Origin of the sequence: Streptomyces sp. PA03-6a (assembly GCF_033792765.1) — a bacterium.
Lineage (GTDB): Bacteria > Actinomycetota > Actinomycetes > Streptomycetales > Streptomycetaceae > Actinacidiphila.
Genome location: NZ_JARAVK010000057.1, coordinates 1 through 10,963, shown reverse-complemented (window position 1 = coordinate 10,963; position 10,963 = coordinate 1). Strand labels below are relative to the sequence as shown.

Genomic DNA, 10,963 nt, shown 5'->3' with positions numbered 1-10,963 from the left:
GCCCGGAGTATCGCCCACCGTGACGCGTTCACACCGCCCGGAGCAGCACCGCCGGTTGTTCCACGCAGTCCGCGACGAAGCGGAGGAAGCCGCCCGCCGTGCCGCCGTCGCACACCCGGTGGTCGAAGGTGAACGACAGCTGGACCACCTGACGCACCGCCAGCTCGCCTTGGTGCACCCACGGCTTGGGGGTGATCCGGCCGACGCCGAGCATCGCGGCCTCGGGGTGGTTGATGATCGGCGTGGATCCGTCGACACCGAACACGCCGTAGTTGTTGAGCGTGAAGGTGCCACCGGTCAGCTGGGCCGGGGTCAGGCCGCCGGCGCGGGCCGCCTCGGTGAGCCGGCCGATCTCCGCCGACAGCTCCTCGGTGCTGCGCCCGTGGGCGTCCCGGACGACCGGCACGACCAGGCCGCGATCGGTCTGCGCCGCGAAGCCGATGTGCACCTGCGGCAGCACGACGATCTCACCGCGCTCGGTGTCCACCGTGGAGTTGAGCTCCGGGTAGCGGGCCAGGGCCGCCGCGCAGATCCGCGCGAACAGCGCGAGCACCGAGACCTTGGGACCTCCCGCGGCGTTCATCGCCGCCCGTGCCGCGAGCAGCTCCGTCGCGTCGGCGTCCACCCAGCAGGTGGCGTCGGGGATCTCCCGCCTGCTGCGGCCGAGCTTCTCGGCCACGGCGCCGCGGATGCCGCGCAGCGGGATGCGGGTGCCCTCGGCGGCGGGGGCCGCGGGCGCCGCGGGGGCGGCCACGGTGACCGGCGCCGCGGACCCGGTCGTGATGGCCCGTTCCACGTCGGAACGCAGGATCAGCCCGTCGGGGCCGGAGCCCGTCAGCGCGCGCAGATCGAGGCCGTGCTCACGGGCCCTGCGCCGCACCAGGGGGGAGATGACGGCGACGGGACCCTCGTGCCGGACCGGCGCGGCGACCGCGGCCACCGGGACCGGGACGGGCACCGGGACCGGGGCGGCGGGGGCCGGCGCGGGACGCACCCGGCGGCGCCGGGCCGCGGGGCCGCTGGTTCCGTAGCCGACCAGCACGTTGCCGGATCCGGAGTCGCCGTCGGCCGCGGCGGCCGGGGCGGCGGGTGCGGGTGCGGGTGCGCCGGTGGCGTGCCCGTCGGGGGAGCCGACCGCGACCGTCAGCAGCGGCCGTCCGACGTCGAGGGTCTGGCCCTCCTCGCCAAAGCGCGCGGTGACCACGCCGCCGTAGGGGCAGGGCACCTCGACCACGGCCTTGGCCGTCTCGACCTCGACGACCGGCTGGTCGATGGCGACGACATCGCCGACCTGCACCAGCCAGCGCACGATCTCGGCCTCGGTCAGCCCCTCACCCAGGTCGGGGAGGGCGAACTCGCGGACGACGGCCATCACGCCTCCTCCCACTGCAGGCGCCCGACCGCGTCGAGGATGCGGTCGACGCCGGGCAGGTGGTGCCGCTCCAGCATCGGCGGCGGGTAGGGGATGTCGAAGCCGGCGACCCGCAGGACCGGGGCCTCCAGGTGGTGGAAGCAGCGCTCGCTCACCCGGGCGGCGATCTCGGCGCCCACACCGCCGAAGCCCGAGGACTCGTGGACGACGACCGCGCGGCCGGTACGGCGCACCGACGCGGTGACCGTCTCGTCGTCGAAGGGCACCAGGCTGCGCAGGTCGACGACCTCCAGGTCCCAGCCTTCCTGCACCGCGGCCTCGGCCGCCTCCATGCAGACCGTGAGCGACGGGCCGTAGGTGATGAGCGTCGCGGAGCGGCCGCTGCGGCGGACGACGGCCCGTCCGATGGGGGCCACCTCCTCCGGCGCGTCCGCCGACCAGTCGGCCTTGGACCAGTACAGCCGCTTCGGCTCGAGGAAGATCACCGGGTCGTCGGAGGCGATCGAGGCTCTCAGCAGCCCGTAGGCGTCCGCCACCGTGGCGGGGGTGACGACGTGCAGACCGGGGGTGTGCGCGTAGTACGCCTCGGAGGCGTCGCTGTGGTGCTCGACGCCGCCGATGCCGCCGCCGTACGGCACCCGGATGGTCAGGGGCAGCGGCATGGTGCCGCGCGTACGGTTGCGCATCTTGGCGACGTGGCTGACGAGCTGCTCGAACGCCGGGTAAGCGAAGGCGTCGAACTGCATCTCGACCACGGGGCGCATGCCGTACATCGCCATGCCCACGGCCGTGCCGAGGATGCCGGCCTCGGCGAGCGGGGTGTCGGTGCAGCGGCTGTCGCCGAACTCCTTGGCGAGGCCGTCGGTGATCCGGAAGACGCCGCCGAGGGTGCCGATGTCCTCGCCGAAGAGGTGGACCGACGGGTCCTCGGCGAGGGAGTCGCGCAGCGCGCGGTTGAGCGCCTGGGCCATGGTGGCCGGCTTGCGTCCGGTGGCCACGGGGGTCGCGGTGGTGGCGGTGCTCATGACTGTGCCTCGGCCTCCAGCTCGGCCCTCAGCATCGCGGCCTGCTCGCGCAGCTGCGGGGTGGGCTCGGCGTAGACGTGTGCGAACAGTTCCATCGGGTCGAGGACCGGGTCCTCGTTGATCCGTTCCCGCAGCGCGGCGGCCATCCGCTCCGCGTCCTCCTCGGCGGCGCGGACCATCGCGTCGTCGAGCAGGTCGCGCTCGCGCAGGGCGCGCTCGAGCACGGCGATCGGGTCGTGCTCGCGCCAGGCCTCGACCTCGGCGTCCTCCCGGTAGCGGGTGGCGTCGTCGGCGTTGGTGTGGGCGTCCACGCGGTAGGTGATCGCCTCCACCAGGGTCGGGCCGCCGCCCTCGCGGGCGCGGGCCACGGCCTCGGTGAGCACGGCGTGGACGGCCGCGACGTCGTTGCCGTCGACGAGCCGCCCGGGCATCCCGTAGCCGACGGCCTTGTGGGCCAGCGACGGGGCGGCGGTCTGCTTGGCGAGCGGCACCGAGATGGCGAAGCCGTTGTTCTGCACGAGGAAGACGACGGGGGAGTGCCACACGGCGGCGAAGTTCAGCGCCTCGTGGAAGTCGCCCTCGCTGGTGCCTCCGTCGCCGACCATGGCCAGGGCGACGACGTCGTCGCCCTTGAGCCTGGCGGCGTGCGCGAGGCCCACGGCGTGCGGCAGCTGGGTGGCCAGCGGCGTGCTGAGCGGGGCTACCCGGTGCTCGCGCGGGTCGTAGCCGGTGTGCCAGTCACCGCGCAGCAGCGTCAGCGCCTCGACGGGGTCGACGCCGCGGGCGACGGCGGCCAGGGTGTCGCGATAGCTCGGGAACAGCCAGTCCTGGGGCTCCAGGGCGAGTGCCGCGGCGACCTCGCACGCCTCCTGACCGGTGCTGGAGGGGTAGACGGCCAGTCTGCCCTGCTTGGTGAGCGCGGTGGCCTGCCGGTTGTAACGGCGGCCGCGCACCAGCTGTCCGTACATCGTGGTCAGCACTCCGGCGTCGAGCGCGCCTGCCTCGGGGGTGCCGAGCAGTCGGTACGGCTCAGGGTCGGGCAGCAGCGGCGCCGGGTCGGTGCGGGGTTGCCAGACGTGCTGGTCCAGGACGGTCATCGCGAGCACCTCCTCGTGGGCGTGTTCGGTGGGGGGAGCGGGTATCGCTCCCCTACCGATTGTTCGGTCGCCGGAGGCATTTTGGCTACAGGTGTGTCCCGCCTGTGGACAAACGGTTCTCCACACCCTGAGATGGAGCCAGTACGTCCATGCTAGGGAGGCTCGGGGGCGTGACGGATTCCCAAATTTCTCGGGGCGGTGCCCCGGGACCGCAGGCAGCGGCGCCGGACACCGGTCCTGCGGCGGTGCGTCCGCTGGACGCGATCGACCGCGCGATCCTGCGCTACCTGCAGGAGGACGGGCGGGCGTCCATACGATCGGTGGCCGAGCACGTCCACGTGTCCCGCGCCAACGCCTACGCCCGGATCAACCGCCTCATCGAGGACGGGGTCATCCGCGGCTTCACGGCCCGGGTCGACCACGAACGCGCAGGTCACGGCGCGTCCGCCTACATCACCTTGAAGATCGTGCAGAACTCCTGGCGCACCGTGCGGGAGAAGCTGCTGGAACTGCCGGGGGTGGCGCACATCGCCCTGGTGAGCGGGGACTTCGACGTGCTGCTGCTCGTCCACACCCCCGACAACCGCAGCCTGCGCGAACTGGTGCTCACCCGCATCCAGGCGGTGCCCGAGGTGCTCAGCAGCCGCACGCTGCTGGTCTTCGAGGAGACCGACCGGGTGCTGACCGACTGACCCACCGGCGCCGCCCGCGGGCTCCCCCGGCGCGGCTATCCGGCGTACTTCTGCAGGAAGGCCGTCACGGTGGCCCAGTTGGGGTCGTAGGTGAGCATGCCCACGCCGTGCTGGGGTCCGCTGACGATGTCGAGCCGGTTCTCGGCCGCCTTCTTCGTGGCCTTGCTCAGCGCCTCGGTCGACTCCGCGAACGCGGTGTCGCCCGCGGCCGCCATGTAGAGCACGGGCGCGGTCAGCCGCGGCACCGCGGAGCCCGCGTCCATGGTCCCGTAGGTCTCGGGCGCGGAGAGCGAGACCACGGCGTCGACCGGCGGGTCCACCGATGCGGCGCCCTCCAGGACCGCCGTGCCGCCCTTGGACGCGCCCATCAGCAGGACGTGCCGCGCGCCCTTGGCGCGCAGGAACGCCACCCCGCCCACGACCTCGGGCACCTCGCTGCCGTTGGAATCGACGACCAGGACGCGGTAGCCGTCCTTGAGCAGGAGGTCGGCCTGCGGCAGCCACTGGCACATGTCGCCGTCCGCCTGGTGCATCAGCAGGACGGAGGTGTCGCCCTTGCCGGCGAACCAGGCGTCCACGGGGTTGTCGTCGGTGTCGTCGTAGCTGACGGACCCGGACTTCGCCTGCGCGGCCGTGAGGCAGCCGAAGTCCTCCGGCGGTGTGGCGTCGGCGGCCTGACCGCCGCCGTCACCCCCTCCGCACCCGGCGAGCAGCAGGACAGCGGCTGAGGCGGCGCACAGGCGGGCACGGAGGGTGAAGGACATGGCCCTGATCGTGAGGGTTGGTCTGGACCAGCGTCAAGAGACGCGCAAGCCGTCGAAGGCCAGTCGCACGACGGCGTCCACGACCGCGGCGTCGTCGTGCTCCCGGGTACCGGCCGTGTGCGGCTGGTACCACTCGACTATGGAATTGATCATTCCGAAGAGCAGCCTGGTCGCGAGCCTGGGCTCCACGTCACCGCGCAGGTCCCCCTCCGCGACGGCCGACTTCAGCAGGTCGGCGACCCGGTGGTCGAACTCCCTGCGGCGCTCCAGGGCGGCGCGCTCGGTCCTGGTGTTCCCTCGTACCCGCAGCAGCAGCGTGACGTAGGGCAGCTCCGCCATCAGCACCTCCGTGGTGCGGCGCGTGACGTACTCCAGCCGCTCCACGGCGCGCCCACCGCGCGCTCCGGGCTCCTCCAGGATGCCGAAGAGACCGTCCAGGGCACGGCCGACGGCGCGCTCCAGGAGCTCCTCCTTGCCCCGCACATGGTGGTAGATCGAGGACTTGGAGATGCCGGCGGCCCGCGACAGGTGCTCCATGGACGTGCCGTCGTAACCGCGCTCGATGAAGACCGTCACGGCCACGGCCAGCAGCGAGTCCGGGGTGTAGGTGTCCCTCTTGGGGGCGGAGTTGTCGCGCTGTGCCATGGTCATGATTACAGCAGTCTCCCCTCGGCCGCCGCGCGGCGGTTCAGCGGACGGGACGGCGCGTAGCGCCCGCCGGGGTACGCCTGGTGCAGGTTGCGCAGCACCTCGCGGACCCACTCCGGGCCGAGTTCGGCCCCCCAGGCGAGCGGACCGCGCGGGTAGTTCACGCCGAGCCGCATCGCGGCGTCGACGTCCTCCGGTGAGGCCACCCCCCGGGCGACGGCGTCGGTGGCGAAGTCCACCAGCATCGCCACGGTACGGGCGACGATCATGCCCGGGACGTCCTCGATGACGCTGACCTTCTTGCCCAGCGCCTGGAACAGCCCGATCGCCGCCTGCACGGTCTCCGGGCGTGCCGAGTCGGACGGCGCGATCGCGACCCGGGTGGCCACCCGGTAGTCCAGCGCGAGGTCGAACTGCACGTAGTCGAGGGCCGGGCCCGTGGTGGCCGGGCCGCCGTCCGCCAGGTAGAGCCGGCCGCCGCCGGGCAGCTCGAGGTACCCGTCGTCCGGGTCGGCGACCTCGCCGTCCAGCACCTCGATGCCCGCCTCGGCGATCAGCCGGGGCAGCACCGCGGCCGGGCCGCGGCCGCCCATGCACACGGTGACCTCGGCGGGCGGCTTCTCCGGCCCCGCGGTGTGGGGGGCCGGGGCGGCGGCGCCCTCGGCGTGGTCGTACCAGCCGTGCCCGCTCTTGCGGCCGAGCCGCCCGGACTCCACCAGCCGCCGCTGGGCGAGGGAGGGGGTGAACTTGGGGTCCTGGAAGAAGGAGTCCCACACCGAGCGCGTGACGGCCTCGTTGACGTCCTGGCCGATCAGGTCGGTGAGCTCGAACGGGCCCATCCGGAAGCCGCCGCTCTCCCGCAGCACCGCGTCGATGGTGGCGGGGTCGGCCACGCGCTCCTCGTGGAGCCGGAAGGCCTCGGCGTAGAAGGGGCGGGCGACCCGGTTGACGATGAAGCCGGGGGTGTCGGTGCAGCGCACCGGCGTCTTGCCCCAGGCGGCGGCGGTGTCGTACACGGCCTGGGCGGCGGCCTCGTCGGTGGCGGCGCCGGAGACCACCTCGACCAGCGGCAGCAGGGGGGCGGGGTTGAAGAAGTGGAGGCCGACGAAACGGCACGGGCGCCGCAGCGCGCCGCCCACGGCGGTGACCGACAGGGAGGAGGTGTTGGTGGCCAGCAGGCAGTCCTCGGCGACCACCGACTCCAGGGCCGTGAAGAGCTGCTGCTTGGCGCCCAGGTCCTCCAGGATCGCCTCGACGACGAGCGACACGCCCGCCAGTTCCTCGATCTCCCGGACGGCCGAGAGCCGACCGCGGGCCGCGTCACGCTCGGCGGCGGGCAGCCGGCCCTTCTCCACCAGGCGGTCCAGCCGTTCCGCCAGGGCCCGCTCGGCCTGCTCGGCCCGGCCGGGGCCCGCGTCGTAGAGCCGTACGGAATGGCCCGCCACCAGCGCGACCTGGGCGATCCCCTGGCCCATCGTCCCCGTGCCCACCACCGCGACCGTGCTGGATCGGTCAAGAGCGCTCATCGCCGCCACTGCTCCTCGCCAGTTGTCCACAGCTTCGGTCGGCCCCCTTGTCCCGACCGAACATTCGGTTAATCTAGCGGGGAAGCCAGCACCCTGCCCACCCCAATCCAGCTCGACGAGGAGTTGGCCCCATGGCTGCCGAACCCACCGCTGTCCCGTCGGTCGCACAGCACCGCGAGACGCTCGACAAGGCGCTCGAGGCGATCCGTACCCGCGAGTACTGGTCTCCGTACCCCGAGCACCCGAAGGCATACGCGGACGGCGAGACCGCCCAGGCCGCGTTCGACGCCCTGCGCGGCACCCGCTTCGACCTGGACCAGCCCGGCACCGACGGCTGGACCGGCGGCGAGGTGTCCCCGTACGGCATCGAGCTGGGTGTGGAGTACCCGCACCCGGACGTCGACGTGCTCCTCCCCGCGATGAAGGCCGCGATGCCCGCCTGGCGCGAGGCCGGCCCGGAGAACCGGGCCCTGGTCTGCCTGGAGATCCTGGCCCGGATCAACGCGCGCACCACGGAGATGGCCCACACGGTCATGCACACCTCCGGCCAGGCCTTCATGATGGCCTTCCAGGCCGGCGGCCCGCACGCGCAGGACCGCGGCCTCGAAGCGGTCGCGTACGCCTACGTGGAGCAGGTGCGCACCCCCGGCACGGCCGAGTGGGTCAAGCCGCAGGGCAAGCGCGACCCGCTGACCCTGCGCAAGGACTTCACGACGGTGCCGCGCGGCATCGCGCTCGTGATCGGCTGCAACACCTTCCCCACCTGGAACGGGTACCCGGGCCTCTTCGCCTCCCTGGCCACCGGCAACGCGGTCGTGGTCAAGCCGCACCCGCGCGCCGTGCTCCCGCTCGCGCTGACGGTCAGGATCGCCCGCGAGGTGCTCGCCGAGACCGGCTTCGACCCGAACCTGGTCTGCCTGGCGGCCGAGCGCCCCGGCGAGGGCCTGGCCAAGACGCTGGCGCTGCGCCCCGAGGTCCGCGTCATCGACTACACGGGCTCCACCGCCTTCGGCGACTGGCTGGAGGACAACGCCCGCCAGGCCCAGGTCTTCACCGAGAAGGCCGGCGTCAACACCGTCGTCGTCGACTCCACGGACGACTACAAGGGCATGCTGTCCAACCTGGCCTTCTCCCTGTCCCTGTACAGCGGCCAGATGTGCACCACCCCGCAGAACCTGCTGATCCCGCGTGACGGCATCGCCACCGACGACGGCCACAAGGGCTTCGACGAGGTGGTGGGCGATCTGTCGGCCGCCGTGGGCGGGCTGCTCGGCGACGACGCCCGGGCCAACGCCCTGCTGGGCGCCCTGGTCAACCCCGATGTGAAGGCACGCCTGGAGGCCGCCGCCTCCCTCGGCGAGGTCGCGCTCGCCTCCCGCGAGGTCGCGCACCCCGACTTCCCGGACGCCGTGGTCCGCACCCCGGTGATCGTGAAGCTGGACGGCGCGAAGCCGGACGACGAGGCCGCCTACATGTCGGAGTGCTTCGGCCCGGTCGCCTTCGCGGTCGCCATGGACTCCTCCAAGGACTCGGTCGACCTGCTGCGCCGCACCGTGCGGGAGAAGGGCGCCATGACGGTCGGCGCCTACACCACCTCCGGCGAGGTGGAACGGCAGATCGAGGAGGTCTGCCTGGAGGAGGCCGCCCAGCTCTCCCTCAACCTGACCGGCGGGGTGTACGTCAACCAGACGGCCGCCTTCTCCGACTTCCACGGCTCCGGCGGCAACCCGGCCGCCAACGCGGCCCTGTGCGACGGCGCCTTCGTCGCGAGCCGCTTCCGGGTCATCGAGGTCCGCCGCCAGGCCTGATCCGGCCCGCCCGCACCACCGACAGCCCCGTCCGGAGCAGCCCTGTCACTCCGGACGGGGCTGCTCCGTACCCACCTGCGCGTAGCGCTGGATCCAGGCGTGCATGGCGATGGCCGCCGCGGCGCCCGCATTGATCGAGCGCGTGGAGCCGAACTGGGCGATCGAGCAGACCGCCGCCGCGTGCTTCCACGCCTCGTCGGTCAGCCCGGGCCCCTCCTGCCCGAAGAGCAGCACGCAGCGCCGTGGCAGCTCGGTGGTCTCCAGCGGCACGGCACCGGGGAGGTTGTCGATCCCGATGATCGGCAGGTCCTCCGCGGCCGCCCACGTGGCCAGCGCCGCGACGTCCAGGTGGTGGCGCACGTGCTGGTAGCGGTCGGTCACCATGGCGCCGCGCCGGTTCCAGCGGCGCCGCCCCACGATGTGCACCTCCTTGGCCAGGAAGGCGTTGGCGGTGCGCACCACGGACCCGATGTTGAAGTCGTGCTGCCAGTTCTCGACGGCGACGTGGAAGTCGTGGCGCCGGGTGTCGAGGTCGGCGACGATCGCCTCCCGCGTCCAGTAGCGGTACTCGTCCACCACGTTGCGGCGGTCGCCCTGCGCGAGCAGCTCGGCGTCGTAGCGCGGGTCCTCCGGCCAGGGCCGCGGGTGCGGCCCGACCCCGACCTCGGGGCCGAAGCCGTCGTCGTACTGCAGCGGCTCGGCCGCGTCGTCCTGGCTGGTGCTCACACCACGAGATTAGAGGGGGCGGGCTCGCCGGCCGGTCCCGGCCCTCGCTGCCCCGCGACCGCCCGCGCCTGCACGTCCCCCGCTCCTTCCCCGCCTTCCCCGCCTTCCGCGTCCTGCGGCCGGGCGTCCTCCGGCTCCCCGGCGGAGCCGCGCCGCAGCGGACGCGTCACCCGGTCGCCCGCCCAGCGCAGGAAGCCGGTGGGCAGGAAGACCGCGTCGGCGGCGATCATCGCCAGCGAGAAGAACGGCAGTCCGAGGACGACCGCGATCGAGGCGTGCTCCAGCATCATCAACGCGAGGAGCACGTTCTTCACCCGGCGGTTGAAGAGGGTGAAGGGGAAGGCGACCTGGACGATCACCGTGCCGTAGGTGATCACCATGACCATCAGTCCGCTGGCGGCCATCGCGTGGGACAGCCCCGGCCAGGGGCTGAAGTCGTCCAGGTGGAGCGGGTAGTACACCGCGGTGCCGTCCTGCCAGCGCGAGCCCTGGACCTTGTACCAGCCCGCCGTGGCGTAGATCAGGCACACCTCGACGACGATCACCAGCAGACCGGCGGCGTGCAGGATGTTGGCGAGGATCCCGAGGACCGCCTGCGGCTCGCCCGGCGCGTACCGCCGCACCGCCCACCACACGGCCTGCAGCAGCAGGAAGCCCCACAGGAACGGGGTCCAGCCGAGCCAGGGCAGCAGGCCGTCGGTCCAGTGCAGGCCGGTACGGCCGAGCAGCTGCGCCACGGTGAGCACGAGCCCGAGGACGATCCACAGCGCGATCCCCGCGCCGTCGCCGTCCCGCCCCTTGGCGCGGCGGCGGGCGTCGAGCGACCATACCTGCCCGCACCGGGTGAGGACGAGGTAGATCGCCATCAGGTGGATCACGTTGTCGCCGCCGTCACCGACGAACACGCTGCGGTTCTGCAGGGAGAGCACGCCGATCATGAACAGCAGCGAGGCCGTGCGGGTCCGCCAGCCGAGCAGCAGCATCGCGCTCGTCACGATCGCACCCGCGTACACGACCTCGAACCACGCGTCGGCCCTGCCCCACAGCAGCAGGGTGAAGGCGTGGTTGTCGGCTACGAGCCGGTTCGCCAGGTCCCAGCTCCACGCCCCGTCCGGCCCGTAGAGCTCGTGGCGGTGCGGCCACTCGCGCAGCAGGAACAGCAGCCAGGCCAGTGAGATGCCGATCCGCACCACGGCGGTCTGGTACGGGCCGACGGTGGTGCCGGTGATCCGGGCCAGGCCACGCGACAGACCGCCCGCGGCGGAGTCGAGCAGTCCGGCGAAGGGGGACGGGACGGGGGCCGGG

10 protein-coding genes are annotated in these 10,963 nt (G+C 72.9%); 2 read left to right on the top strand and 8 right to left on the bottom strand.

Annotated features, from left to right (window positions below):
- Positions 1 to 28: 28 nt before the first annotated feature.
- From PV350_RS16155 to pdhA, 3 genes are read right to left on the bottom strand one after another with little or no spacing between them, the layout of a single operon-like run.
- Positions 29 to 1,372 (bottom strand): dihydrolipoamide acetyltransferase family protein, encoded by a 1,344-nt coding sequence (locus PV350_RS16155; RefSeq protein ID WP_500334459.1) that lies wholly within the window; start codon positions 1,370 to 1,372, stop codon positions 29 to 31.
- Positions 1,372 to 2,397, bottom strand: a complete 1,026-nt coding sequence (locus PV350_RS16150) for an alpha-ketoacid dehydrogenase subunit beta (RefSeq protein ID WP_500334457.1) — start codon at positions 2,395 to 2,397, stop codon at positions 1,372 to 1,374. Before PV350_RS16150 ends, PV350_RS16155 begins: the two co-directional genes overlap by 1 nt.
- The gene (pdhA, locus tag PV350_RS16145) at positions 2,394 to 3,494 is read right to left on the bottom strand and encodes a pyruvate dehydrogenase (acetyl-transferring) E1 component subunit alpha (protein ID WP_500334455.1); all 1,101 of its coding nucleotides are present in this window, start codon (positions 3,492 to 3,494) and stop codon (positions 2,394 to 2,396) included. Before pdhA ends, PV350_RS16150 begins: the two co-directional genes overlap by 4 nt.
- A gap of 149 nt (positions 3,495 to 3,643) precedes the next feature.
- On the opposite strand from pdhA, the gene PV350_RS16140 reads away from it, so the two are divergent.
- The gene (locus tag PV350_RS16140; protein WP_078619887.1) at positions 3,644 to 4,186 is read left to right on the top strand and encodes an Lrp/AsnC family transcriptional regulator; all 543 of its coding nucleotides are present in this window, start codon (positions 3,644 to 3,646) and stop codon (positions 4,184 to 4,186) included.
- 35 nt (positions 4,187 to 4,221) lie between these two features.
- Here the strand turns inward: PV350_RS16140 and PV350_RS16135 are convergent, their stop codons facing one another.
- The 3 genes from PV350_RS16135 to PV350_RS16125 are packed head-to-tail and all read right to left on the bottom strand — an operon-like array spanning position 4,222 to position 7,124.
- On the bottom strand, positions 4,222 to 4,950 hold the full coding sequence (locus PV350_RS16135) for an alpha/beta hydrolase family protein (RefSeq protein WP_499512848.1): 729 nt from the start codon (positions 4,948 to 4,950) through the stop codon (positions 4,222 to 4,224).
- Between the two features lie 33 nt (positions 4,951 to 4,983).
- Positions 4,984 to 5,601: a TetR/AcrR family transcriptional regulator gene (locus PV350_RS16130; RefSeq protein WP_499512849.1), complete on the bottom strand. Its 618-nt coding sequence runs from the start codon at positions 5,599 to 5,601 to the stop codon at positions 4,984 to 4,986.
- 2 nt (positions 5,602 to 5,603) lie between these two features.
- Positions 5,604 to 7,124 (bottom strand): 3-hydroxyacyl-CoA dehydrogenase, encoded by a 1,521-nt coding sequence (locus PV350_RS16125; protein WP_500334453.1) that lies wholly within the window; start codon positions 7,122 to 7,124, stop codon positions 5,604 to 5,606.
- Positions 7,125 to 7,255: 131 nt separating this feature from the next.
- Here PV350_RS16125 and paaN point away from each other — a divergent pair, with 131 nt between their 5' ends.
- Complete coding sequence (gene paaN, locus PV350_RS16120; RefSeq protein WP_500334451.1) at positions 7,256 to 8,932, top strand: phenylacetic acid degradation protein PaaN; 1,677 nt, start codon at positions 7,256 to 7,258, stop codon at positions 8,930 to 8,932.
- Positions 8,933 to 8,977: 45 nt separating this feature from the next.
- On the opposite strand, the gene PV350_RS16115 is transcribed toward paaN, so the two are convergent.
- Together PV350_RS16115 and PV350_RS16110 are read right to left on the bottom strand one after the other, a co-directional pair.
- Positions 8,978 to 9,658, bottom strand: a complete 681-nt coding sequence (locus PV350_RS16115; RefSeq protein ID WP_499512852.1) for a TrmH family RNA methyltransferase — start codon at positions 9,656 to 9,658, stop codon at positions 8,978 to 8,980.
- On the bottom strand, positions 9,655 to 10,963 hold a 1,309-nt coding region (locus tag PV350_RS16110; RefSeq protein WP_500334449.1), incomplete at its 5' end, for an HTTM domain-containing protein. The genes PV350_RS16110 and PV350_RS16115, both read right to left, overlap by 4 nt.

Excerpts from the sequence above, each read along its gene's own strand:
- PV350_RS16155 (WP_500334459.1), bottom strand. The coding sequence starts at position 1,372 with ATGGCCGTCGTCCGCGAGTTCGCCCTCCCCGACCTGGGTGAGGGGCTG.
- PV350_RS16150 (WP_500334457.1), bottom strand. The coding sequence starts at position 2,397 with ATGAGCACCGCCACCACCGCGACCCCCGTGGCCACCGGACGCAAGCCG.
- pdhA (WP_500334455.1), bottom strand. The coding sequence starts at position 3,494 with ATGACCGTCCTGGACCAGCACGTCTGGCAACCCCGCACCGACCCGGCG.
- PV350_RS16140 (WP_078619887.1), top strand. The coding sequence starts at position 3,644 with ATGCTAGGGAGGCTCGGGGGCGTGACGGATTCCCAAATTTCTCGGGGC.
- PV350_RS16135 (WP_499512848.1), bottom strand. The coding sequence starts at position 4,950 with ATGTCCTTCACCCTCCGTGCCCGCCTGTGCGCCGCCTCAGCCGCTGTC.
- PV350_RS16130 (WP_499512849.1), bottom strand. The coding sequence starts at position 5,601 with ATGACCATGGCACAGCGCGACAACTCCGCCCCCAAGAGGGACACCTAC.
- PV350_RS16125 (WP_500334453.1), bottom strand. The coding sequence starts at position 7,124 with ATGAGCGCTCTTGACCGATCCAGCACGGTCGCGGTGGTGGGCACGGGG.
- paaN (WP_500334451.1), top strand. The coding sequence starts at position 7,256 with ATGGCTGCCGAACCCACCGCTGTCCCGTCGGTCGCACAGCACCGCGAG.